Raw genomic sequence first — 24,154 nt, 5'->3', positions numbered from 1 at the left:
GAGCATAGTCTTATGGCTTTCGCGAAGTGGGCGCTCAATGGCAGCTGTTTGCTGTAGAGGCTAAAGTCTGTCGAATGCCGCAATTCATTTTCAGGTTGCGCACGCTATTGCGCCAACGGTCCTGCATCCGTCGTCTTTTTTGGCGAGTTTACCAATCCAGCGATCAATAACCGTGGCGGACGCCAACCGCGGACGCGAGCGGAACTGACACCGCACTAGCGGCTTCGGCTACCGGCGAGAACGGTTCGCAGAAAATCCAGATCGAACTATAAGGACAGGCAAAAAGGACGAGGCAATTTGGGCCCGCGAGACAGCAATAAAGGGCCTGATCTTTGCGCCAGATCAAAGCGGTGTCCCAGATAGCCCTATCCTCGGGTCACAGTGAGAGATTTGTAAGGGGGATTGGTAGATGGGTAGGTGAAGCGGTAGGTGGAGAGAGGGGCGGACAGACAGAAAACTGCGCGGCGCCCTCGGCGCTCCCGTCGTTCGAGTCCCGCCGGACTGTGCAGCCGCGGAGAGGTTCTGGATCAATTCTCGCCGAGCGAAGCTCCAGCCGCATCCAGCCGCGTCTTCAAGACTTCAGGAACGTCGCGCAGATCACAAGACCATCTGGCCCATTGATGGGTGGCTCGTGTTGTTCAGACAGACCGCCCTCTGATGCAGGTCAACGGCCGGCGGGATGTTCAGCCTATACTAAATAAATGTCTACGAATGTCAGAGCACCGTTTGAGGGTCAAGACCTGGTTCCTGCCGCACCGCATTCGACGGAGGTTCAAAGCGTCCTCGGCGCCCTGAGTGTCACCGTCGACGAAGGCCTCGACAACAGGCAGGCGTTGGAGCGATTGCGCCGGGTCGGGCCCAACACGATTGTCGCACGCCAGCCAATCAGCGCTTTCACAGTGTTGATCCACCAACTACGGAGCCCGGTTGTTTATCTGTTGTCCGCAGCCGCGGCGCTGGCCTTCTATTTCGGCGAGGTCGAGGAGGGCGCTGCTATAGCGACTGTGCTCGCGATCAATAGCTTGATTGGATTCTTCACTGAGATCCGGGCTGCGCGTTCCATCGAGGCGCTGCGCGCGCTGGGGCGACGATCGGCACGCATTCGCCGCGGCGGGCACGTCCGTGTCATCCCCGCCGAGGAGCTGGTTCCAGGCGATATCGTGTTGGTCGAAAGCGGCGATGCGATCTCCGCCGATCTCCGCATTGTGGAGGCCTCTCATCTCGGCGCCGACGAATCCACGCTCACGGGCGAGTCGGTGCCGGTCGAAAAAGGGCCCGAGCCAGTAGTCGAGAGCGCCAGAATTACCGAACGTTGCTGCATGCTTTTCAAGGGAACAGCCGCGATCCGCGGCAGTGGAGTCGGCGTGGTAGTCGGCACCGGCCTAAACACCGAGCTCGGTCGTATCTCACAGCTCGTTGAAAAGGCAGAGCCGGAAAGCTCTCCGCTCGAACGCCGGCTTACGCACTTGTCGGCGCAGCTTGTGTGGGCCATCGGAATTCTGACTTTGGCCATCGCCGCGCTTGGCTTGTCGACCGGCAAGGACACTTTTCTGATGGTCGAAGCGGCTATCGCCTTGGCGGTTGCCGCTATTCCGGAGGGCCTCCCGATTGTCGCTACGCTTGCGCTCGCCCGGGGAATGTGGCGGATGGCTCGGCAGAACGCTTTGATTGAGCGCCTTTCGGCGGTGGAGACGTTGGGGGCGACCACAGTGATTCTCACCGATAAGACGGGCACCCTGACCGAGAACAGGATGATCGTTCGCCGCCTGTGGGTGGCTTCGGGAGAAGTGGATACCGCCGGCAAGTCACCGATTACGGGCGATGCTCTGGTCCGACGGCTACTTGAAGTAGCCCTCTTATGCAACGATGCCACGCTCGGTCACGAAGGGGCGGCGCATAGCGGCGATCCAATGGAAATTGCCCTGCTCCGGGCGGGCCGGGCAGCGGGCCTGAGCCGGCGTGATCTTCTCCACAGCGCGCCCGTCGTCCGCAAGCATGCCTTTGAAGCGGACAGCAAGATGATGGCTACCGTGCACCGACACGCCGGCGAGTACTTTTTCGCCGTCAAGGGAGCATCGGAAGCCGTGCTGAAAACGTGCAGCCACGTACTTTCTGAGGCGGGCGAGACGACGCTGAACGAAATAGCCCGTCGGCAATGGACCGATCGCGTTGAGGAACTCGGGCGCAACGGTTTGCGCGTGCTTGCCTGCGCGAGCAAAACGGAGGCGGATCCTGCGGCGGCGCCATATGAGGGACTGACGTTTCTTGGACTGCTCGGCCTCGAGGATCCCGCTCGTGCGGACGTTCCGCATGCTATTCGGGACTGCCAGCGTGCCGGCATCCGCGTCATCATGGTGACCGGAGATCATGCCGCTACCGCCCGTAGCATCGCTCGCGCGGTGGGGCTGGAGGAACATGCGGCCATGGTGGTCGAAGGCCGGCAAGTGGAGCGTTTGATCAGACGCCCTCACTACGAACTGAAGCAGGTCGGCATCTTCGCGCGCGTGAGCCCCGCCGAAAAGATCGCGCTCGTGCGCTCTTATCAGAAGGAGGGCGAAATCGTCGCCATGACCGGCGATGGAGTCAACGATGCGCCTGCGCTGAAGCAGGCTGACATCGGCGTCGCCATGGGCATGCGGGGTACCGACGTGGCGCGGGAGGCCGCCGCCATGATCCTGCTCGACGACGCCTTCCCGACGATCGTCAAGGCCATTCGGGAAGGACGTGTCATATTCGGCAACATCCGGCGATTTGCCGCTTACCTGTTGTCGTGCAATCTGACGGAAGTGTTGATCGTCGGCCTTGCCATTGCCTCGGCATTGCCTCTGCCAATCCAGCCATTGCAAATTCTCTATCTGAACCTCATCACGGACGTGTTCCCCGCTTTTGCGCTGGCGATGAGCGAAGGCGAGCCCGATGTTCTAAGTCGCCCGCCGCGGAGTCCGAAGGAGGCCATTCTCGGGCGACCGCAATGGGTTGCCATCGTTCTCCAAAGCTTCGCCATGACGGCAGGGACTTTTGTGGCGCTCGCGTGGGCCAATTTGGCCGGCTTGGATGATAGGGCCGTGGTCACTACCACATTCCTCACGGTGGCCTTTGCGCAGCTCTGGCATGTGTTCAATATGCGCGGCGCGGGCTCCGGTCTCATCGTCAACGAGGTGACGCGCAATCCGTGGGTTTGGGCGGCCTTGGTCCTGTGCACCGCGCTGCTGGCGCTGCCTCCCTATTGGCCCGCCATGGCAGGGGTGCTGCATCTAGCCCAGCCGAACCCCGCCACGTGGACCATCGTCGCGGTGTCAAGTGTGGCGCCATTTCTGTTAATCCAACTCGTCACCATTATCCTGACCAAGCTCAGGCGACGCCCAAAGCTATCAGTCATGTCGTAATCCCGCGGCTCAAGCTCGTCCGCCGGCTGCGACCTCCAGCGACAAAGAAGAGTCTTACTTTTTAATGCTTTGCGTTCCCGGCTGGCGACGGTGGATGAAAGGTTGTGAAAGTGGGGCTGGCGCGCTCGGAGAGATTCGAACTCCCGACCCTCGGAATCGAAATCCGATGCTCTATCCAGCTGAGCTACGAGCGCGTGCGACGGGTCGATTATCAGACTTGGCCCGGCAGGGCCAGCAGCGGAAGCCTAGAACCTTTTTCCGTTCCGATTGAAATCGGAACGGGGTTCTAGATTCTTGATGTGACGCGCTTTCTTGACGCGAACCGGTGCCCAGTTCGCTGGAGAACGCTCTAGTAGCAGGGGTGCTGGCGGCGGTCCTGGCCGATATAGGCAGCCGCGCCCTGGCGGCAGAGGATGGTGGAGGGGCCATCATAATAGGCGAAGGTACCGGGCTGCGGTCCGGGACCGTAATTGTGCAGGTAGCTGATCGGGTAGGGCAGCCCCCAGTTGTGCAGGTGATGACGATTGTGGCGGGCATCGGCGAGGGTCGGGGCCAGGGTCGCGGCGGACAGCAGGGCGGCAGCAATCAAAAACTTCGCTTTGGTCATTTCGATTCTCCGGAAGTCCTACCTGAAACTATAGCGATTTCGAGCTGGGCGGATAGCCGTTCGTGTGAAGGAAGAAATCGTGTTAAAACAACAAGATAGGAGATTGACTTCTGATTCGGTCGAAACCTGTGCCTCCCTGGAATTTGGTGGATTCGATTTCCCATTCCGGGAGAAGCGGGTAGAAAAGCTGCGGAAAACCACAGTAACGCGCCCATTTTTAGCCTCAAGGGATGCTTAACGAATTCCCAACACAGTCCGGCCAAAGTTCTGCTGTCCGGTCTCTAAGTTACGGGCCGACTTATCCCGCGTCTGACAAAGGCCATCCGGTTCCCGATCGACCCATGCGCATCACGTCTCTTGCCCTGCTGTCCCTCTCGGTTCTGGTCGCGACGCCAGCACGCGCCGACCTGCATATCACGCGCGATCATGGCGGATATGTCGAGGAGTACAAGGCCAAGTACAAGCGCATCCGCGACCGCAGGGAGCGCGTCATCATCGACGGCATCTGCAACTCCGCCTGCACGCTGGTGTTCGGCATAGTGCCGATGAACAAGATCTGCGTGACGCCGAAGGCGAGCCTCGGTTTCCATCAGGCCTATTACGACAAAGCCTTCACCTTCGGCATCAAGGTCACGAGTTCGGAAGGGACGTCGGATCTGATGTCCTATTATCCTGATACCGTGAAGGACTGGATCCGCCGCAATGGCGGGCTCACCACCGAGATGAAGAAGATCAAGAACGGCGGCGAGCTCTGGAAGATCGTCGATCCTTGCCCGGAAGAATGGTGATCGCACGTTGATCGTGCTCGGCGCCACTCAGGCGGCGACGCAATCCCGGCCGGCCTGTTTTGCCTCGTAGAGCAGTTTATCGGCGCGGGTGAGGGCATCGCTGATGCTCTCTTCCGGTGCGACCGCGCAGGCGCCGATGCGGATGGAAACTGTGCGGCCCGGCCCAAGGCCCGGATGCGGAATTTTCAGATCGTGCACGGCCTTGCGCAGGCGCTCTGCCGCCTGCCGCGCCTCGGTCAGGTCGGCGTCCTCCAGGATGACGGCAAATTCCTCGCCGCCGTAGCGGATCACCAGATCATCCTCGGAGCGCATGGCGTGGCGAAGCGCCTCGGCAATCTGCTTCAGGCAGCGATCGCCCTCGGCGTGTCCGCCGTAGTCGTTGAACAGCTTGAAGTGGTCGACGTCGATCATCAGTACGCCTTGCCAGGACGCTGGAACGATCGAGGTGGACGATTGCCGAACGAACTGATCGAGGTAGCGGCGATTGAATGCGCCGGTCAGGGAATCGGTGTTGGATAGCTCGGACAGCTGGATGTTCGCCTTGCGAAGCTCGGCTGTGCGCTCGGCGTCGATCACGCGCATGCGGCGCAGCTCGGCCAGCCGCGTGTCACGCTGCAATCGCATTTTCAGGGCGAGGAAGCAGAGCGGGATGGCCAGGCCGACGAGGTCGAGGTTGGTCCACGCCGGAGGCATCTGCAGTCCGGTGGCGGTCACGACGGCAAATCCGGCCAGGGAAGCCAGCGTCACGGCCTTGGTTTCCCACCACGGCAGGGCGCCGAACAGCGCCACGCCGCAGAGCAGGAACAGCGCCGACATCAGATAGCGGCTGGCGAACGGCTCGGGCGCGTATTGGCCGATCACCGCGACCGTCACGATGAACGAAAAGCTCGCCAGCGCGCCCGCCGCATTCTGCAATGCCGCGTTAATCTGGACGAGGTTGAAGACGAGCGCCGCCAGCATCAGCGGCGTCAGGAACAGCAACCGAAGCTCGAGCGCAAAGGCGAGGGTGTCGCCCTGGAAGGCGGTGTCGAAGGCGCTGGAAGCAAGGTTGACGAGGAGAATTCCGACCAGCCACCGCGCCTGCGACCGCTGCGCCCATGCGCCTGCGGCCGCGCGCGGCCGAAGGCCGGCAGCCTTGTCAGGTTTTGCAGATGGGGCGCCCGGCGACGAGGCAATCATACCGCATATCAACGTGGTTGCGGCTAAGGGGGCGTTAAACCTCGCCGCGTGTTCGTGGCGATGTTTAATTTTGGCTGAAAGCGCAGCGGCGGCGCCGGTCGAGTTACGGGTCTCTCAGGCCTGGAACGTCACCACGCCGCGGCCCGACTCGCCGCGCTTCATCAGCTCGAACGCGTTGTTGATTTCGGCAAGCGGCATCACATGCGTGACCATCGGGCCGATCTGGATCTTGCCCTGCATGTACCAGTCGACGATTTTTGGCACGTCGGTGCGGCCCCTTGCGCCGCCGAAGGCGGAATGCGCCGGTCTCCCCGCGCGATCAGTTCTTGCCGCATAGCATATGATCGGGCAACAGGGGCGGCAAATGACTCAGGACTTTGACAAATTCGCCGCCCGCGCGGCGCCGGCGATTTTCGTCCTGCTGTGGAGCACCGGCTTCATCGGTACCAAGTATGTTGTCAACAATGCCGACCCCTTGACGTATCTCGCGATCCGCATGGCGATTGTGGTTGGCCTGATGGCCGTCATCTGCGCCATCGCCCGGCCGGCATGGCCGAACCGCGTCGAGATCGGGCACAGCATCGTCGCTGGCATTCTGGTACACGGGATTTACCTCGGCGGCACGGCGGTCGCGATCTCGCTGTCTATTCCCGCGGGCCTTTCAGCGCTGATCCCGGGTTTGCAGCCGATCCTGACGTCCACCATTGCGAACCGCTGGCTGGGCGAGCGCGTGACCGCGATGCAATGGGGCGGGCTGTTGATCGGGCTTGCGGGCGTTGCGCTGATCCTGCACGACCGGCCGATGGGCGGGCAGGCCGGCTGGGGCTGGATTGCGTCAGCGATATCGCTGGTCAGCATCACGCTCGGCACGCTCTACCAGCGGCGCTATTGCAGCCGCATCGACTGGCGCAGCGGCAACCTCGTGCAATATGTCGCCGTGACCGTGTTCTTTACGATCGGCGCTTTCCTGTTCGAGCAGCGCGTGGTGCACTGGACTACCGAATTCATTCTCGCCTTGGCCTGGCTCGCGGTGGCGCTGTCGATCGGCTCGATCGGCTTGCTGTATTGGCTGATCCGGCATCAGGCCGCGACATCGGTGGCGAGCCTGTTCTATCTGGTGCCCGCCGTGACCTCGCTGATGGCTTTCGTATTGTTCGACGAGCGGCTCGATGCCATTGCGATTGCCGGCATGATTGCCTGTGCCGCCGCCGTGCTGCTGGTCAATCGCAACGCACCAGCAAAGACCTAACTGCCGCGGATCGTGGCGTAGGCTGCAAGGGCGCGTTCGCGGCCCGCTCTGTGATCGACGATCGGATGCGGATAGGTCTTGCTGAGCTCGATGCCCGCGCTTGCAAGTTCAAGCGGCGTTGCGGTCCAGGGCTGATGCATCAGCTTGTCGGGCAATTGCGACAACTCCGGTACCCAGCGCCTGACATAGGCGCCATCGGGATCGAATTTCTCGCCCTGCAGGATCGGATTGAAGACACGGAAATAGGGTGCGGCGTCGGCACCCGAGCCTGCCACCCATTGCCAGTTCGCCGGGTTGCTGCCGGCATCGGCGTCAACAAGCGTATCCCAGAACCATTGCTCGCCACAGCGCCAATCGATCAGGAGATGCTTGACCAGGAACGACGCCACCACCATCCGCACCCGGTTATGCATTACGCCGATGTGCCAGAGTTCACGCATGCCGGCATCGACGATGGGATAGCCGGTCTGGCCGCGCTGCCATGCCTGCAGCGCCCCGGCGTCTTGCTTCCACGGAAAGCCGTCGAAGTGGGGCTGCAGATTGCGCGTGGCGAGATCCGGGACGTCGAACAGCAGATGACGGCAGAACTCGCGCCAACCGAGTTCGCTGAGGAATTTTTCGATATCGGCGGACAGGCGAGGGTGCTCGGCCGCGGCGAAGCGCGCGGCATGCCAGACCTGACGCGGACTGATCTCGCCGAAGCGAAGATGTGGCGAGAGCCTCGATGTGCCGTCGCGGTCGGGCCGGTCGCGATCCCCGGAGTAGCCGGCAATGCTGCCGTCGAGGAACGCCTTGAGCCGCGCCTGCGCCGCCGCCTCGCCTGGCTGCCAGTTGTCGCGCAGGCCGCCGGCCCAATCTGGCTTGGCCGGTTCGAGCTTCCAGTCTTCCAGCCTGTCGCTTGCGAGGTTGGCTACGCCGCTCAATCTCTTCGGCGCAGGCAACGGCTTCGGCGGATCGCCCTGCGCCTGCACCCGCCGCCAGAATGGGGTGAACACGCGCAGGCCCCGGTTCTCCTGGTTGCGGATCTGATTCGGCGGAGCCAGCAGATCGCCGGGAAAGCGATGCGTGACGATGCCAATCTCACTCAGCGCCGCGGCAACCTGATTTTCAATGGCCTGGTGTGGCGCCAGCGCGATCTCGTTCCAGTAGACCGCGTCCGCACCGACCTCGCGAGCGAGCGCGGCGATGACCGTAGGCGCAGACCCCTTGCGCAACACAAGCGATGCACCCCGCTCACGCAGGCTCGCTTGCAGGGTGCGCAACGACTGCGCCAGCCACCATCGCGCCGCGCCGCCGAGCGGCCGAATGCCCGGCGCCTTGTCGTCGAGCACGTAAATGAACGCAACCGATGCGTGCGATTCCGTGGCTGCGTACAGCGCAAAATGGTCGGAAACGCGGAGGTCGTCGCGGTACCAAACGATGGCGGTCATGCGCTCATAGGTTCCATTGAATTTCTCAGGCTTTGCCAAGGGTTGTGCCCATTAAGGCGATCGTAAGCAAAACAGGTCAGATTGGGCCCGATTTTGGGGGATTTCTCGTTATGACCACGCGATCCATTGGAAAGTTCCTGCCGGCGCTGAAGCTGCGGCTCGGCACCAAGGCCGTCATCTCTGCCATCCTGCTGATTGCTGTAAATACCGGGCTGGTTGTAGGAGCTGCCCATTGGTCGCTGACCAACGAGTTCGGCGACAGGGCGCTGCGGGACATCGAGGTCAACCTGCGCACGCTGGGCCTGGCCTTTGCCGAGACCTACAGCGACGCCAAGATCACCCTCAAGGACGGGGCCGTCGCCCGCGCCGAAATTGCCAAGATGCCCGAGTTCAAGGACCACGCGATCGTCGATCGCGCGGTCGGCTATACTGGCGGCAACGCGACCCTGTTCGTCTATGACGACGCCAGCAACCAGTTCGTCCGCCGCACCACCAACGTCAAGAAGGAGAACGGCGACCGCGCCGTCGGCACCCAGCTCGCCCCCGACCATCCGGGGCAGGCAGTCGTGCGTCGCGGTGAGGCCTACAAGGGGCCGGCGACGCTGTTCGGCAAGACGTTCATGACGGCCTACTACCCGATCGTGAATCCAGCCGGAAAGGTCATCGGACTGCTCTATGTCGGAATCCCGATGACGCAGTTCGAGAGCATGCTGTCGCATGCCATCCAGAACATGGCCATCGCAGCCGGCATTGCCGCGCTGCTCGTGATGATGCTCACCATGCTGATCGTGCGCCGCGTGACCAAGCCGCTGACCTCGGTCACGGCCTCGCTCACCGCGATCGCCAACGGCAACGCCGATGTCGAGATCGATTGCGAAGAGCGCATGGATGAGATCGGAGAGATTGCGCGGACCCTCGCAGTCTTCAAGAACAACTCGGTCGAACGCCGCCGGATGCGCGACGAGCAGACCGCGGCTGCCGCTGCCGCCGCCGAACAGCGCAAGACTGAACTGCGTGGCTTCGTCGACGAGTTCCAGACCAGCGTCGGCAGCATCCTCGACAAGGTGTTGAGCTCCTCCGGCGAATTCGAGCGTGTCGCGCGGCAGCTCACCGAGACCGCGCGGACCACCGCCGGGCTGTCCGGCAAGTCGGCAGGCGCCTCGGAAACTGCCTCCGAGCATGTCCGCACCGCGGCGACCGCGTCCGACGAACTCTCCAGCTCGATCGCGGAAATCACCCGCCGGGTCCAGGAATCGAACGGGATTGCGGCCGACGCCGTCAAGCAGGCGGCCGCCACCGACCAGCGCATCAACGAATTGTCGGAAGCCGGCGCCCGGATCGGCGACGTAGTGAAATTGATCACCTCGATTGCCGAGCAGACCAACCTGTTGGCGCTCAACGCCACCATCGAGGCGGCGCGGGCAGGCGACGCCGGCCGCGGCTTTGCCGTGGTGGCGCAGGAGGTCAAGAGCCTCGCGGGCCAGACCGCGAAGGCGACCGAGGAGATCTCCAGCCAGATCGGCAACATGCAGCTTGCAACCGAAGAGTCGGTCAGCGCGATCAAGGCGATCGGCCAGACCATCGAACGCATCAGCGATATCGCCACTTCGATTTCGGCGGCGGTCGAGCAGCAGCGCGCCGCCACCCAGAACATCGCCCAGAGCGTTCGCGCAGCCGCGAGCGGAACGGCAGATGTCGCCGCCAACATCCGCAACGCCGCGCAGGGCGCCGACGAGACCGGCGAGACGTCGAGCCGGATGTTTGCCTCCGCACAGAATCTGTCGAGCGAGAGCCTGCAACTGAAGGCCGAGGTCGAAAAATTCCTCGACCGCGTCCGCGCCGCCTGACGGGAGCGCCACGGCGGCGGCGCCCGCCGCCTGTGAAACCGGAAGCCTCCGGATTCGTAGTTTGCCTATACTGCGAATGATTGCCCCTCGTTTCCCGGGCTGGAGGGCTTCCGTGAACCGATACGCCGCGCTCTATCTGGTGACGCTGTTCGTCATCGTTCCCCTTGATTTTCTGTTTCTTGGCGTCGTCGCCAAGGACTTCTTTACCTCCCAGGTCGGCAACATGCTGGGCGAGATCAAGCTCGCACCCGCGATCCTCTTCTATCTGCTTTACGTCGCAGGCACCGTGGTCTTCGTCAGCGGCGGGCAGGGCGCTACCTGGCAAGCGACGCTGCTCTATGGCGCGCTGTTCGGCTTCTTTTGCTACGCGACGTTCGACCTGACCTCGCTGGCGCTGCTCAAGCATTGGAGCTGGGCGGTTGCGATCGTCGACGTGGCCTGGGGCTCGTTCGTGACGGCGGTCTCATCGACCGCCGGATTGCTCGTGGCGAATTGGGTGGTGGCGAAGGGGTGAATCGGTAGGGTGGGCAAAGCGAAGCGTGCCCACCACTACGTGCGTGGCTCTCGATGGTGGGCACGCTGCGCTTTGCCCACGCTACGAATCTACGACAGCGGCTACGCCGTCACTTCGGCTGCGGCACGATCCGGAGATACGGCTTGGGCGCCTTCCAGCCCGCCGGATAGATCGTCTTCGCCTCGTCGTCGCTGACGGAGCCCGCGATGATGACGTCCTCGCCCTGTTTCCAGTCGGCCGGCGTCGCAACGCGATGCTTGGCCGTCATCTGCAGGGAGTCGATCACGCGCAGGATTTCCGCGAAATTGCGCCCCGTGGTCATCGGATAGACCAGCACCAGCTTGATCTTCTTGTCCGGCCCGATGATGAACACGTTGCGGACGGTCTGGTTGTCGGCGGGCGTGCGCGTGAGCGGATCGCCCGACGTTGAGGCCGGTAGCATGTCGTAGAGCTTGGAGACGTTGAAATCGGTGTCGCCGATCATCGGATAGTTCGGCGCCGCGCCTTGCGTCTCCTTGATGTCCTCGGACCATTTCGAGTGCCTGTCGACGGGATCGACGCTCAGGCCCATCAGCTTGACCCCGCGCTTGTCGAATTCCGGCTTCAACTTCGCGAGAGCGCCGAGTTCGGTGGTGCAAACCGGCGTGAAATCCTTCGGGTGCGAGAACAAAAGCGCCCAGCTATTGCCGATCCAGTCGTGGAATTTGACTTTTCCTTCGGTGGTCTGGGCTTCGAAATCGGGGGCGGTTGCGCCAATCTGGAGTGCCATGGTTCGACCTCATCTTATTCTAGTTACAGGGAAATTCGTCTTTTGGATTATAGGAGCCTGAAGCGGTTAAGTGAACCGGTTAGCGCAAAAGGTGAGATCCTTCTGCGCAAGCCCGGAACTCCTAGCATCTTCTTTTGATCCGCGCCTCTGCGACGAAATGAACCCGTTTGCTCCCGCATTCGACCGGGGTCGAGTCAGATCCTTGAGCTATCTTTTTGTTTGATCTCAATGTTTTCAAGGCTGTTCCACTTTTCTGCCCTCTCTGCCCCGATATTGCCTTTTATCGCCCGCATCACGCCGGGCCGCTTTCCCCCGGGAGTGCCTTGAGGAGTGCCTTGGCCCGAACCGTGACCGACCTCACAGCGACCAATTGGCAACCATCTAAAAATCTCGGAATGCGGGTTTTGAATCGTTAACCGCCCGTTCATGCCCCGCATGGAAATGCTGGACCTGGAATAGAAATTGAGAAGTGCAACCCATGTCTGCCGCGACTGCCAAGGCCGCTGAGGCCTCCGAAGTTCCCCAACCTTCCTGCCGCAAGACCGCTGCCCACGCGCTCACGATCGTGCGCGACGGCGTGATCACCGGCGAGGGGCCGACGACCAAGGGGCGTATCCATTTTTCCCGCGCGCTCGATGCTGACGACGCCGCCTGGTGCGCGCGAATCCTGACCGTGAGCGCGGTCGAGCATCAGCCCGTGAGCCGCGCCGAAGTCGAGGCTCTGTTTGAAATCAGCGACGCCGCCGCCGAGCGTACCGACGACGGACGTTTCGACGATCTGCTGGCCAAGGCGGTCGCCCATCATGCGGCGTCCGAGTCCGGCCTGCCGGTGCCGCCGCGCACGGTTGCGCTGTCGCCCCATACCGACATCGAGAGCTGGGCGCCGACGCAAGCCACCAAGATCGATACCAAGGTGCTGGAATGGCTCGCCAGCCAGATGCGCGGCAAGCGCCGCATCAACCACCGCCTCACGGCGCTGGTCGCAACCCTGATCGGCGCCGCAGCCCTGCCGCTCGCGCAGTTGCCGGGCATGCTGGACATGGGAATGCTGTAGGTTCATCCGGCGATTGATCGGTTTCACAACGGCGGGATTATTCTCGCCGTTTTTGTTTCGGCCTTCTATCGTGTCCACGCGAAGGGCAGGGCATTCAATACGCCGCGGCCTTTCCACGTCATTGCGAGCGCAGCGAAGCAATCCATAGCGTGGCAAGTGGTGAGGTGGATTGCTTTGCTGCGCTCGCAATGACGGCTGAACGAGCATTCGCATTCTCGCGACGTGATACGCCCGAGGTTTGCTATTCACCTTGCCCTCGAAAATCAGAGGGCGCAGGGAAGACCGGGTGCTTGCTGCACCCGCGGTCTCGCGTGCGATTTGCGCAAACAAAGGTGCACACGAGCGTACAGGGCAGCGGGAGCATTCCGGCCTTCCCTGCGCAATGGCTTTACGGCTTACTTCGTGCTCTTCCCGGAGAACGGCTCTTTTGCCTCCGTCGCCAGCGGGATACTTCCCGCCAACTTAGCGCCAGCACCGCGGCGCCCGAACCACACGACTTCGCCGTACGCGTTTGGCGCGTACGTCTATCGCGCCCTCAGCGTCCATCGCATCTCACCGCGCGTTCGTGACGATGGCCGACGCCCCTCATCCGCCGTGAGACGGGCGGAGTTATGGGACTGATTTGGCCTGCACGTTAAGCAGAATATTTTTGCGGGAAGGGCTGGACAGACCTTTGGGTGATTTGCCCTCCCGGCGCGTACAATATCTTGCGGCCGTACATCGGGGCTGTTCTTGTGAGCAAGGCGAAGCCGTCCGGATATCGTAGCAGGCGAAGCGACAGCGTGCCCACCATCATGAGCGGAATGCTTGATGGTGGGCACATCGCTAGCGTGCCTTTGCCCCCTACGAGCCGGCTGGGTAATTCGAGCGAATTGGCCTGGAACAAAGTTCCTGCCGTCCGGGGGTTTAATTCGGCTCCGGCGTCCCCATATAGACACGATGGCACAATGGAAAGCGTCGACCACGCGGCAACCACCGATGACGAAGGATGAGTTGCGCCTCATGCTGGCCGAGGCGGTCCGCAATACGCAGCCAGTCGCGGAGCACAGGCCGAAGCGCTCCCCAGAGGCCGAGGACGAGCAGCCCTAGCTGGCCGCCGCTCACTCCCCCAAGCTGAAGAAACAGACAAGCTGAAGAAACAGACCACAGCGCTGCGGTTGATGTCGATCCCGACCGCTCAGCCCAATCAGGCGTTCACAAAGGAATAGCGGATGCGGATAGCTGCCAAGCCCACCGAACAAGAGATCATCGAGGGGCCGCAAGCGGTATCCTTTCTGATCGCGAACGGGAATGCGCGGCAACGCTGCGTTCTGCAAACCGAGCTGCCGACGAAGGCGCTGGCCCACAAGTATCTTCTTACAAATTGGCCTGTTATCGAAAAGATGGCGCGCGACGCGCTCGCGGCGGGAGATCTTGAAGACGGCCAGATCAAACTCGTCATGGCCTGAGCCATTCATCACGAACGCCGGTTTTGGATTGCGGGGCAATTATGCTGAAAGATCGCGAGAATATTCTGAATGCGCTTCGAGAGAAGCCGCTCAAGGCCTACCAGGTCATGCGGCGTGCCAATCTCCCGAATGAGGAAGCCTGCCAAGCCCTGCTTCTGAAAATGCGCGACGAAGGTCTGGTGAAATTCGACATCCACAAGGGGCTATGGCTCATCGGATAGTCAGGTACATGCGGCGGGGGTTATCTCCCCGCCGTTTTTTTGTTTCGGTGCGTTTGGACCCGTATGGTTTTGCAACTTCGGGTGGGCAAAGGCGCGCTTGCGCCGTGCCCACCATCTATCGAAGTGCGTTATCCCGAATGGTGGGCACGCTACGCTTTGCTCACCCTACGAACTTTCAAGCTGAACGAACTCTAGCCTGCCTTTCGTAGCTTCAGGCTGTCGTAGAACGCCGTTTCGAAGTTCAAGTAACCGACGAACGAAGCCGGATCGCCGAAGGGCAGAATTTGTGTGGCCCAGAATCCACCGAACCCGTTCGCCCGGTCGATCCAGTAGAAGAGGTTGGCGAGGCCGGCCCAACCGAGAGCGCCGGCCGGACGTCCCGTTGGGGCCTGTTCGTCGTTGATCATGAATGTCAGCGCCCAGGACTTCGACTGGCCCGGGAAGAACTCCGCGTCATTGGACAGCGAGGGAATGACTCCCGGAAGCGCGGTCACCTTTTTGTCGTCCAAATGGTTCTGCGCCGCCATGCGCACGGTCTCGGGCTTTAGCACCCGGCCGTTGTCGCCCGCACCATCGTTAAGCCACATGCGGATGAAGCGCATGTAATCGCCGACGGTGGCGTAAAGGCCATGGCCGCCCATGTGAACTTCAGGATTTGCGGGAAGCTCGAAGTCCATTGGCGTGAGCGAGCCATCAGGGCCTCTTGCATGAACCCCGGCGAGCTTGCTGCGCATCGCATCCGTGAGGTCGAAGCTCGTGTCATTCATCCCGAGGGGTTCGAAAATGCGCGTCTTGAACACCTCGCCGAGCCGCTTTCCGGTGATGGCCTCGACGATTTGACCGCACCAGTCGATATTGGTTCCGTATTCCCATTTGTCGCCCGGATCAAACAGAAGCGGGGTCATCAGCGATGCCTTGGAAGACGTGATGACACTGGGCTGACCCTTCTCCTGCGCCAGGCGATTATAGGTATGACTGAAGAAATCATAACCAAAGCCGGCGGTGTGAACCATCAGCATGCGCGTGGTCACATCGCGCTTCGGGGGGCGTAATTTCGGTTCGCCCTTGGCGTCGAAGCCCTCGATCACCTGCAGCTTGCCGATGTCGGGCGCGTAGGTCCTGGCAGGCGCATCGAGATCGAGCTTGCCCTGTTCGACAAGCTGAAGGATCGCCGTGCCGGTGATCGCTTTGGTCGTCGAGAAGATAGCGAAAACGCTGACCGTCGTCATTTCGGCCGCCTGATCGAGACGACGTTTGCCGGCCGCGCCTTCGTAGATATTGCGATGACGGTCTGTGACCATCGCGACCACACCGGGAACGCGCGGGTTTGACGCAACGACCCCATCGAGAACGGCGTTTGCCGACGCATTGAAACCAGTACCCATTGTCTTTCTCCCTCTATGTAATGGAATGCTTTCGATCGCTGCCTGGCCCACGCGACCGCTGCGGTCGCGTGCGACAGGATCGTTGTCACTAGGCCCGGCGGCGCCGCGCTCAATGCATGGCGAAGCCGCGGTAGCCGCTTGCTGCGACCTCGTCGCATTTGCCGTGATAGGTGCCTACGCCGCCAGTGTAGGACAGCACCCGGCGCGGTTTGCCCTCGACATTCGAGCCGAGATACCAGGAGTTAGTCCTGGCGATGAGCGTCGCATTGGCGGTCTCGTCGTGATGCGCCACCCATTGGTCTTCGGCATCCTTTGTCGGCTCGATGACCTCCAGATTCCTGCTGCGCATGTACTTGATGCAGTTGTCGATCCACTCGACCTGCTTCTGGAGGCAGGTTGTCATGTTGCACAGGGCGGCCGACGGAGCGAGCGGCACGGCCGTCGTGAACAGGTTCGGATAGCCATGAATCTGCAGGCCCATGGTGGTGCGGATGTCCTTGCTCCAATCGTCCTTCAATGCCCTTCCATCGCGACCGCGGATGTCGATGCGCGTCAGCGCGCCTGTTCCGGCGTCGAAGCCGGTTGCCAGAATGATGACATCGAGCTTGTGGACCGTCCCGTCCGCTGTCTGCAGCCCGTCAGGGGTCACGCGCTCGATCGGGTTGCTCTTGACGCTGACGATTTCGACATTGGGACGATGGAAGGTCTCCAGGAAGTTCTGTTCCAGCGGCACGCGGTGCGTTCCGAAGCCGTAGTCGGTCGGGGCCGGAATCAGCAGTTCGCACAGCGTCGGATCCTGGAGCCGCTCGCGCATTTTCTCGCGCACGAATTCAGATATTTGCCGGTTGACCTCCTCGTCGAAGAACATCTCGCCGAAGGAGGCGAGCCACAGCTTCAGAGAACCGTCGTTCCAGCAGTCTTCCAGCACCTCGCGGCGCTGATCGGGCGCGAGATCGGCCCAGGCATGTTCGAAATCATACTCGAAACCCGTGAACGTACTGGGCAGCTGCTTGGTGAAAAACTGGAACTTCGCTTTGTAGGCATCGACGTCCGCGGACGTGTATTTGGGATTTTTCATCGGAATGATGTATTGCGGCGTGCGGATGAAGACCTTCAGATGGCCGGCGTCGGCGGCGATCGTCTGGATGACCTGAATGCCGGTCGCCCCGTTTCCCACCACGCCGACGCCCTTGCCGGCAAAATTGACGCCCTCCTTGGGCCAGCGCGCCGTATGGAATAGCTGACCCCTAAACGTCTCTTGCCCCGGAAACCTTGATGCCAGCGGCGCCGAGAGCATGCCGCAGCAGGTGATCAGGAACTGGGCGTGGATCGTATCGCCCTTGTCGGTCAAAACCGTCCAGCGCTTCGCCGCCTCGTCGAAATGCGCGCGCTCGGCGGTCGTATTGAACTGAATGTCCTTGCGGAGGTCGAGCTGGTCGGCGACGTAATTCAGCCAACGCTCGATTTCGGGCTGGCCGGGGAATTTTTCGCTCCAGCTCCATCCCTTGTAGAGCTGTTCGGAGAACAGGTACTGATAAATGTAGGCTTCCGAGTCGAAGCGCGCGCCAGGGTATCGATTCCAGTACCACGTGCCACCGACGCCGGAGGCGGCTTCGATCACTCTCACGTTTAATCCCTGCTCGCGCAGGCGATACAATTGATAAAGCCCGGCGACACCGGCTCCGATGACCACGGCATCGAAGCTCGCCGTCTTCTGCGCCCCGTTGCCTCTGCCTTTCTCTGTTGCTGCTTGGCTCATGCTTCCCTCCATTTGGCGTTTGTTGCTGAAGACATGCGACTTCGTTCGCCCGTCGCGAGACGGACGGCGCACACGTCGTGGTGTCGTTCACGGCAGAACACGCGGCCGGACGCTCGCTCCTGCGTCTCTTCTGGCTTGCCTGTGCTGTTACCCGTGTCGGATGGGGAAGCTAGTCGCCGTCCGGCGTTCCCGGCTTGGACGAATTGCGCATTCTTTTGAACGAAAATGGTGGCATCGCACTGCGTTCCGCATTGGCCCTTGGCAAATTAAGAAACGGCCTTATGCTCGCCGGCTGCCGTCTGGCTAAAGAGCAAAGAGCGGTCAACCGCCCCCAGAATTCCAGACGCGGGAGGTGCGCGATGGGCCGGTTGATCACGGTGGAGGAGCTCCCGCAATACGCCGGTGGCGACCTCAAGCTCGACAGCGTGGCGACGGGAATGCCGGAATTTCGAATGCGGGTGTTCCGCTACGCCCCATCCGACATCTCGGTCCCTCCGTCGGAGAATTTCCTGATCGTCAATTATCGGGAAGGCGCGACATCCATGAACCGCCGCGTAACCGGTCCATGGAAGCAGGATCATGTCGGCCGAGGCGTGACGACATTGCTAACGCGCGCGGAGCCTTCGAACTGGGTCTGGCGACACGATATCGAAGTGTCTCATTTCTATATCTCGCCCGCGCTCATGATGAAGACGGCAAGCGAGGCTTTCGATCGCGACGCGGAGCGGGTTGAACTCCATGATCTGGTGCGCGCGGAAGATCCGGTATTGGCCTGGATCAGCGATCAAATGATTCAGGAGGTGGCCGCTGGGGGGCCGGGCGGGCGGCTCTGCTATGATGCGCTGGCGCTGCAGGCCAGCGTGCACATCCTGCGAAAATACGCCTCTGTCCAGTTCAAGTTGCCGCGCTCGCAGGGACGTTTCAGGCCGGCCCATGCGCGGCTGATCGAGGACTACATCGAACAAAACATCTTCCGGAACATCACGCTCGAGGAGTTGGCCAATATATGCAGCTGCACGCCGGTTCAGTTTGCGCGCAAATTCCAGTCGCATTACGCAACCCGACCGCATGCCTATGTCTTGAAACGCAAAGTGGAGCGTGCGTGCCAGCATCTGCGCAAAGATCGCCTGGCGCTCAAGGAAATCGCGCTTCTGAGCGGCTTTTCCGATCAGAGCCATCTCAATCGGGTCTTTCGCCGGTACATGAACGTCACGCCGGCCGAATATCGCAAGCATAACTGCAGCGCTTAGATGCGTGGGGTGGGCAAAGGCGCGCTCGTGCCGTGCCCACCATCTGTCGAAGAGCGTCATTCTCAACGGTGGGCACGCTACGCTTTGCCCACCCTACATTCTGCGCTCATCCGGGCTACGAAACGGTCGCGCCTGGCCGGATTGCGATTACTTCCCCGCCGTTTTCTGTTTGCCGCCGTTCGCCTCCAACCCGAGCGTGCGGCCGGGAAAACCCGCCGCGTCGAAATAGCGTTGCGAACCGACGCGCTGGAAGTTCAGCACGGTGCGCAGCCCGTTCCCCGACGGCTTCGACGTCACGGTGCCGGCATAGGCTTTGGGCGTTGCGCCGTTGGGCATCGCTTCGGTCATGACGCGGCCGATCAGTCTGCCCTTTGCTTGTTGCGTGAGCCCCAGGAGCTTGGCCGCGGTGGCGCCGACATCGGCATTGCTGACGGGCAGGGCGTCGACATATCCCGATTTGAAGTCGGGTCCGATCGCCGCCATGAAGTTCATTGTATCCCCGCGGCTGAAGCTGCCATGCATGCCCTGGCCTTGCCGCAGCACGGTGTCGGCAATCTGGACCGAGCAATTGGTCGGCTCGTCGCATCCGGATGACCAGGAGCGGAAGTTCAGCACGATCGACGGGTGCGGCACGACCGCCTTGCCCTTGAGGCCGAGCTGCGACATCGGCAGCGTGCCGGGGAAATTCCCGAACTCATCGTCGACAAAGAGGCCGCTGACGTAATCCTGTTCCAGCAGCGCCTTGATGGTGCGGTCCGCGAGCTTGCGGTCCTTGGCCGGGATATAGATCAGGTCCGATCCGCCATTGGTCGCGACCACCACATCCGGCTTCGCCGGATCCTTCCCGATCAAGCCGTTGCCTGCCTTGGGATGGGCATTGTCTGCGACGCGCGCGTTCTTGTCGTTGGGGTCGAACAGCGGCAGGTCCAGCGCCTTCGCCAGATCGATGGCAACGAAGCCCATGGGGAGGAAATCCTTCGGCGTGTCTTCGTAGGAAATCTTCGCTGCGGGGCTGGTCTTGCTCTCCTTCGAGATCGTCGAGAAGCCGTGATCGGAGGAGACGACGATGTTGGTGTTCGCGGCGAGGCCGAGCTCGTCCAGCGCCTTGCGCAGTTGCGCCAGATTATCGTCCGCGTTCTTGATGCCGGCCATCGAGGTCGGCCCGTTGATGCCGGGCGTGATGGTGTTGAGGCTGTCGCCGGTATTGTGCTGGCTGCCGTCAGGATCGCGCGACCAGAACACCAGCACGAATGGCTTGTTGCGCGCCTTGAACATCGGCAGCACGACCTTGGCTGCGACGTCGGCCATGTAGGCCTGCTGCGCGACATTGGCCGTCGTCGTGCCCGGCGTCTTGGCGTCGCCGGCCTTGCCGTTTTCGCCGCGTGAAGGCGTCGCTGGCGGCAGGTTGGCCTTGGTCAAGGCCTCCTTCATTTCATCCGACAGCGCAACGCCGTTCTTGCTGCCGGTGGCGTCGTCGATGATGATCGAATGCAATCCCGCCGTGCCGACCTTGTCGGTATGGTCGAAGATGAAGGTGGGGCCGTGCTTGCCGATGGCCGCGGTGCTGTAACCCTTCTCGCGTGCCATCTTCAAAAGCGTCTCTTCGTTCAAATAGTCGCCGCCGAAATGTTCGTCGACCTCGAGAAGGACGGGATTGACTTCGAGGAACGGTGTGACGGTGTTGTTCGAGTGGGCGATGGGGCGGCCGGTGTAGATCGTGTTGCTGAAGGTGCCGGTATCGCCGAGGTAATGGCCGCTGGCCATCGCCGAGCCGTTCGCCATGGTGAAGGTCGGAAACAGCGAATGCGAGTTCTTGAAATTGACGCCCTTGTCGCGCAACTCGGCCATCGCAGGCGCGGTCTGCGGCGTCACGATGCGCGCGCGCAGGCCGTCCGGCACGAACAGGATCAGGTTACGCGGGTTGGCGTTTTGCGCGGACGCGGAGCCTGCGGCAAGTGCGATCAGTCCGGCGGACAGCAATACGATTGTGCGGCGCATCAGGTTCTCCCCCACAAGAAGCGGTTCCGGCGATAGGCCCTCGCTCCCGTTTAGTTTTGCTCTGCGATAGGATTGTTACATTGTGTGGAACGGGCCTCAAGGGCGGACACCGGTACAGGCAGCCGCGTCGAGCCAAAGGTTTGGACCGATTGGAGGAAACATCGAGGCCCCGGCGCAGTTCTCCTTGCCAGGAGGCCAGCCATGAGCAAGTTCCAACAGAAAGCCGAAGGGCAGACCAAACAGATCATCGGGCAGATGCTCGGCGACGAGCTATTAGTGGAGGAAGCCAAGAAGCAGCAACGTCAAGCCACCGAGCCGGAATCGACCGGTCACGACGATGATCGCCATGACCAAGGCATCGTCCGCGATGAGCGCGGACAAGAGCAGCCTCGGGACAAGGAGCGCGCTCAGCGCGTGAGCAGAGTAGACGAGGGCGGCGACTCACCGGGAAAGAAGAGAAAGAGGGAGGAAGCTGTTCCCAAGCGCGCGCCGTCAGTTACCTAACTGTATTAGGAATCGGCAGACAAGAAGAGAGGCGGCCCGCGAGCCGCCTCTCTCTTAAGTCACGTATGCTCTCTCGTTACTGACAGAGGTGACGTCGACCGTCCTCACCCCAGAACATCGTTCCGGGCTGACAGACGAAGCCGCTGTTGTAGCGTCGGCCATAGTAGCCATCATTATAGGCGTAGACGTCGTTTCGGAACGGAGCGGTGGCGATAACGCCGGCCGCTCCGATCGCGCCGCCAACCACGCCCGCGGCTACTTCACCCGGCCAGAATCCGCTGTGTCTGTTATAAACGCGGTCCTGGGTTTGCTGTTGACGGATGGCATCCGACCGTCCGTGAGGATCCTGCGCCAATGCTGGCGCTGCGACCGCAGTGGAAAGAACAGCCGCTGCTGTCAGGAGCTTCAAGTTCATAAGTTGCCTCCGTTGCAGTGACGCAAGGGCCAACGAACAGCGATAGCGACCGTTCCGATATCGTGATGCGGTCATTTCAAACCGATGTGAGGTTTCAGTTCCGGTTTCATGTTCCACTGCAAGACCGATTGTGTGTTCCTGCGAATGAACTTCCAGCATCAACGCGCTTGCAGCAGCGGCTTCGTCACGCCGTATGGCGGAGGCGGTGCCGGAGTGGATAGGCCAGCCAGAGCGCAAGCAACGCGAGCAGCGCGATCGCACCGGCGCTCAAGGCAATGATCGTGTCTTCGGTGGTCTTGAAAAACACCACCGCGACGTCGCCGGAGATACCTATGGCCAATGGAATCGAAGCGCCGATCACCAGGCGAGAACCGATGTCGAAAAATTCCGGAGCGTCTTCGCCCTGAAAGCCAAGGCGGTGAAGCGCGGCGGGCGTCATCAGAAGGATGACGGCTAGCGCCACCGTGCATAGCGCGGCGCAATGAACATATTTGAACAGATCGGGCAGCTCGCCGAACGCCTTCGTCAAGGTGGCGATCAGTTGAAACCCGAGCAGGGCCTGGCCGCCGGGGATGATGACCCGGGCCTCCGTTAGCATTTGCTCGATCTTGGATTTCAGCGAGGTCGTGTTCGACATTTCCTGCATCTGGTTCTTCCGATCCCGGCGCAGCGCGAAGCCGAGTCCGTACAGCAGCGCCAGTCCAATCGCGGTGAACGACGAGCCGGCAGCGATAGCAACGGTGCGGTTGAACAGGTGCTCCAGGGCCACGAAGACCGAGATGCCCAATCCGACGGTCAGGGGCAGCAGGCTGATGCCTGCCAGCGTCGTCGCCGTCCTGATCGCCCCCGGTCGGCTCTCTCCGGCGAAAATGATCTGATGAAATAGCGAGGGAGCAATTAGCAGACTGATGCTGATCAGCATCAGCACAAGCCCCGCACCATGCATATGCCGGGCGGTGTCGGAGATATCAGGAAAGCGTTCCTGAAAGACGGCCTCGAACTGGAATCCGAACAGCACCTGGGCTCCGAGGATCAGGAGCCTTGACTCATCGAGCGCAGTCTTCAGCCGGCTTTCGACATTCATCGCCATCTCCGCCTATTGAACTTCCCTCGAATTGAGAGGTTCCAAACCGGCGAGGGTGCTGGATTCGGACCGCGCAGGGAACGATGTCTGCCGGTCCCGATTGACCGGGACAGCTTAATCTCAGGAGCGTTCTCATGGAGTTAAGCCGGCGCGGCCGACGTAGCGCGGCCTGACCGCAATGGAGATCACCTATGAGCAATGGAGATCACCTATGAAGAGCAGGCATATCGCCGCCGACGCGGAGGCGCAGGTTCATGTCATCATTCTTGACACGGGTGAGGAGGCGTTTGCAGCGCTCACCCGCTTCGCCAATGAATCAGGGATTTCCGCGGCATCGCTAACGGCGATCGGCGCGTTCGAGCGGGCTACCGTCGGCTGGTTCGACATTGCCTCGAAGAGCTACCGCAAAATCGAGGTCAATGAGCAATGCGAGGTGCTCAGTGCGATCGGGGACATAGCCGTCGGCGATGACGGCAAGCCCAGCCTTCATGTCCACATCGTGCTGGGGCTCGCCGACGGCTCGACCCGCGGCGGCCACCTGCTGGCCGGCACGGTGAGGCCGACGCTCGAAGTGGTCTTGACCGAAGTCCCGGCGACGCTTCGACGAAAGAAGCGGGCGGACCTCGGGATTGCGCTGATCGATCTTGCGGCGGGGCGCGGCTGAGGCGCCGCGCGCGGCATAGGAACCATTTCATTCAATCCAATGTTGTCTGCCTACCAACAATGGAGAACGTCATGGCTGAGAAAGACCTCAACGAACTATTTCTCGATACCCTCAAGGACATCTACTACGCCGAAAAGCAGATCCTGAAAGCGCTGCCCAAAATGGCGAAGGCGGCCAACTCGGACAAGCTGCGCGCCGCTTTCGAAAAGCACCACGACGAGACCGAGGGGCAGGTCGAGCGTCTGGAAAAGATCTTCGAACTGCTGGGCAAGGCCGCGCGCGGCAAGAAGTGCGATGCGATCGAGGGCATTCTCGATGAAGGCAAGGAGATCATGGAGGAATATGCCGATACGCCCGCGCTCGATGCCGGCCTGCTGGCGGCGGCTCAGGCCGTCGAGCATTACGAGATTTCACGCTACGGCACCCTGAAGGCCTGGGCGGTCAAGCTCAACAATCCGCAAGCCGCGAAGCTGCTCGATCAGACCCTGGCCGAGGAGAAGAAAACCGACGAAAGCCTGACCAAGCTTGCCGAGACCGCAGTCAATTATGAGGCCGCGGCATAGCGCCAAGTAGCCGGCCGGCGGCGCTGATTGTCCTTGTGGC

Annotated in this window: 21 protein-coding genes, 1 tRNA gene and 1 pseudogene; 12 read left to right on the top strand and 11 right to left on the bottom strand. The window is 61.5% G+C overall.

What is annotated here, in order from left to right; genetic code table 11:
* Positions 1 to 701 precede the first annotated feature (701 nt).
* Positions 702 to 3,386, top strand: coding sequence for a cation-transporting P-type ATPase (locus JQ624_RS31680; RefSeq protein WP_212422827.1), 2,685 nt, complete (start codon positions 702 to 704; stop codon positions 3,384 to 3,386).
* A gap of 117 nt (positions 3,387 to 3,503) precedes the next feature.
* Here JQ624_RS31680 and JQ624_RS31675 read toward each other — a convergent pair.
* Positions 3,504 to 3,580, bottom strand: a tRNA-Arg gene (locus JQ624_RS31675).
* Positions 3,581 to 3,735: 155 nt separating this feature from the next.
* On the bottom strand, positions 3,736 to 3,993 hold the full coding sequence (locus JQ624_RS31670) for a hypothetical protein (protein ID WP_212422826.1): 258 nt from the start codon (positions 3,991 to 3,993) through the stop codon (positions 3,736 to 3,738).
* A 341-nt stretch (positions 3,994 to 4,334) separates the two neighbouring features.
* Between JQ624_RS31670 and JQ624_RS31665 the strand changes: the two genes are divergently transcribed.
* On the top strand, positions 4,335 to 4,781 hold the full coding sequence (locus JQ624_RS31665; protein ID WP_212422825.1) for a hypothetical protein: 447 nt from the start codon (positions 4,335 to 4,337) through the stop codon (positions 4,779 to 4,781).
* Between the two features lie 27 nt (positions 4,782 to 4,808).
* Here JQ624_RS31665 and JQ624_RS31660 read toward each other — a convergent pair whose 3' ends face one another.
* Positions 4,809 to 5,960 (bottom strand): diguanylate cyclase, encoded by a 1,152-nt coding sequence (locus tag JQ624_RS31660; RefSeq protein WP_212422824.1) that lies wholly within the window; start codon positions 5,958 to 5,960, stop codon positions 4,809 to 4,811.
* A gap of 114 nt (positions 5,961 to 6,074) precedes the next feature.
* A pseudogene (locus tag JQ624_RS31655) lies at positions 6,075 to 6,257 on the bottom strand (S-(hydroxymethyl)glutathione dehydrogenase); the annotation flags it as partial.
* Between the two features lie 67 nt (positions 6,258 to 6,324).
* Here JQ624_RS31655 and JQ624_RS31650 point away from each other — a divergent pair.
* The gene (locus JQ624_RS31650; RefSeq protein ID WP_212422823.1) at positions 6,325 to 7,209 is read left to right on the top strand and encodes a DMT family transporter; all 885 of its coding nucleotides are present in this window, start codon (positions 6,325 to 6,327) and stop codon (positions 7,207 to 7,209) included.
* On the opposite strand, the gene JQ624_RS31645 is transcribed toward JQ624_RS31650, so the two are convergent.
* Positions 7,206 to 8,639, bottom strand: coding sequence for a deoxyribodipyrimidine photo-lyase (locus JQ624_RS31645; protein WP_212422822.1), 1,434 nt, complete (start codon positions 8,637 to 8,639; stop codon positions 7,206 to 7,208). The genes JQ624_RS31650 and JQ624_RS31645 overlap by 4 nt on opposite strands.
* A gap of 110 nt (positions 8,640 to 8,749) precedes the next feature.
* Here JQ624_RS31645 and JQ624_RS31640 point away from each other — a divergent pair, with 110 nt between their 5' ends.
* The gene (locus JQ624_RS31640; RefSeq protein WP_212422821.1) at positions 8,750 to 10,486 is read left to right on the top strand and encodes a methyl-accepting chemotaxis protein; all 1,737 of its coding nucleotides are present in this window, start codon (positions 8,750 to 8,752) and stop codon (positions 10,484 to 10,486) included.
* Positions 10,487 to 10,598: 112 nt separating this feature from the next.
* The gene (locus tag JQ624_RS31635; protein WP_212422820.1) at positions 10,599 to 11,000 is read left to right on the top strand and encodes a DUF2177 family protein; all 402 of its coding nucleotides are present in this window, start codon (positions 10,599 to 10,601) and stop codon (positions 10,998 to 11,000) included.
* A 109-nt stretch (positions 11,001 to 11,109) separates the two neighbouring features.
* Here the strand turns inward: JQ624_RS31635 and JQ624_RS31630 are convergent, their stop codons facing one another.
* Positions 11,110 to 11,769, bottom strand: a complete 660-nt coding sequence (locus JQ624_RS31630) for a peroxiredoxin (RefSeq protein WP_212422819.1) — start codon at positions 11,767 to 11,769, stop codon at positions 11,110 to 11,112.
* A 478-nt stretch (positions 11,770 to 12,247) separates the two neighbouring features.
* Between JQ624_RS31630 and JQ624_RS31625 the strand changes: the two genes are divergently transcribed.
* The 3 genes from JQ624_RS31625 (at position 12,248) to JQ624_RS31615 (ending at position 14,492) form a co-directional block, all read left to right on the top strand.
* Positions 12,248 to 12,823, top strand: coding sequence for a hypothetical protein (locus JQ624_RS31625; RefSeq protein ID WP_212422818.1), 576 nt, complete (start codon positions 12,248 to 12,250; stop codon positions 12,821 to 12,823).
* A gap of 1,211 nt (positions 12,824 to 14,034) precedes the next feature.
* Positions 14,035 to 14,271 (top strand): hypothetical protein, encoded by a 237-nt coding sequence (locus JQ624_RS31620; protein WP_212422817.1) that lies wholly within the window; start codon positions 14,035 to 14,037, stop codon positions 14,269 to 14,271.
* 41 nt (positions 14,272 to 14,312) lie between these two features.
* Positions 14,313 to 14,492, top strand: a complete 180-nt coding sequence (locus JQ624_RS31615) for a hypothetical protein (RefSeq protein WP_212422847.1) — start codon at positions 14,313 to 14,315, stop codon at positions 14,490 to 14,492.
* Positions 14,493 to 14,683: 191 nt separating this feature from the next.
* Here the strand turns inward: JQ624_RS31615 and JQ624_RS31610 are convergent, their stop codons facing one another.
* Complete coding sequence (locus JQ624_RS31610) at positions 14,684 to 15,877, bottom strand: serine hydrolase (RefSeq protein WP_212422843.1); 1,194 nt, start codon at positions 15,875 to 15,877, stop codon at positions 14,684 to 14,686.
* Between the two features lie 109 nt (positions 15,878 to 15,986).
* Positions 15,987 to 17,636, bottom strand: a complete 1,650-nt coding sequence (locus tag JQ624_RS31605) for an NAD(P)/FAD-dependent oxidoreductase (RefSeq protein ID WP_212422816.1) — start codon at positions 17,634 to 17,636, stop codon at positions 15,987 to 15,989.
* 194 nt (positions 17,637 to 17,830) lie between these two features.
* Here JQ624_RS31605 and JQ624_RS31600 point away from each other — a divergent pair, with 194 nt between their 5' ends.
* Positions 17,831 to 18,886: an AraC family transcriptional regulator gene (locus tag JQ624_RS31600; protein WP_249130214.1), complete on the top strand. Its 1,056-nt coding sequence runs from the start codon at positions 17,831 to 17,833 to the stop codon at positions 18,884 to 18,886.
* 147 nt (positions 18,887 to 19,033) lie between these two features.
* Here the strand turns inward: JQ624_RS31600 and JQ624_RS31595 are convergent, their stop codons facing one another.
* Positions 19,034 to 20,884 carry an alkaline phosphatase family protein gene (locus tag JQ624_RS31595; protein ID WP_212422815.1) on the bottom strand — a complete coding sequence of 617 codons (1,851 nt, stop codon included), beginning with the start codon at positions 20,882 to 20,884 and terminating at the stop codon, positions 19,034 to 19,036.
* Between the two features lie 201 nt (positions 20,885 to 21,085).
* Between JQ624_RS31595 and JQ624_RS31590 the strand changes: the two genes are divergently transcribed.
* Positions 21,086 to 21,388, top strand: a complete 303-nt coding sequence (locus tag JQ624_RS31590; protein ID WP_212422814.1) for a hypothetical protein — start codon at positions 21,086 to 21,088, stop codon at positions 21,386 to 21,388.
* A 76-nt stretch (positions 21,389 to 21,464) separates the two neighbouring features.
* On the opposite strand, the gene JQ624_RS31585 is transcribed toward JQ624_RS31590, so the two are convergent.
* Together JQ624_RS31585 and JQ624_RS31580 are read right to left on the bottom strand one after the other, a co-directional pair.
* A complete protein-coding gene (locus JQ624_RS31585; protein ID WP_212422813.1) occupies positions 21,465 to 21,803 on the bottom strand; it encodes a hypothetical protein in 339 nt (112 codons plus the stop codon).
* Positions 21,804 to 21,987: 184 nt separating this feature from the next.
* Positions 21,988 to 22,893 carry a DUF6328 family protein gene (locus tag JQ624_RS31580; RefSeq protein WP_212422812.1) on the bottom strand — a complete coding sequence of 302 codons (906 nt, stop codon included), beginning with the start codon at positions 22,891 to 22,893 and terminating at the stop codon, positions 21,988 to 21,990.
* A 205-nt stretch (positions 22,894 to 23,098) separates the two neighbouring features.
* Between JQ624_RS31580 and JQ624_RS31575 the strand changes: the two genes are divergently transcribed.
* Positions 23,099 to 23,551, top strand: coding sequence for a PPC domain-containing DNA-binding protein (locus JQ624_RS31575; RefSeq protein WP_212422811.1), 453 nt, complete (start codon positions 23,099 to 23,101; stop codon positions 23,549 to 23,551).
* 71 nt (positions 23,552 to 23,622) lie between these two features.
* Complete coding sequence (locus tag JQ624_RS31570) at positions 23,623 to 24,114, top strand: ferritin-like domain-containing protein (protein WP_212422810.1); 492 nt, start codon at positions 23,623 to 23,625, stop codon at positions 24,112 to 24,114.
* The last annotated feature ends 40 nt before the right edge of the window (positions 24,115 to 24,154 follow it).

Origin of the sequence: Bradyrhizobium sp. AUGA SZCCT0283 (genome assembly GCF_018130385.1) — a bacterium.
Classification (GTDB): Bacteria; Pseudomonadota; Alphaproteobacteria; order Rhizobiales; family Xanthobacteraceae; genus Bradyrhizobium.
Note: the sequence above shows the minus strand (reverse complement) of the source record. Positions and strands in the feature narration are given on the sequence as shown.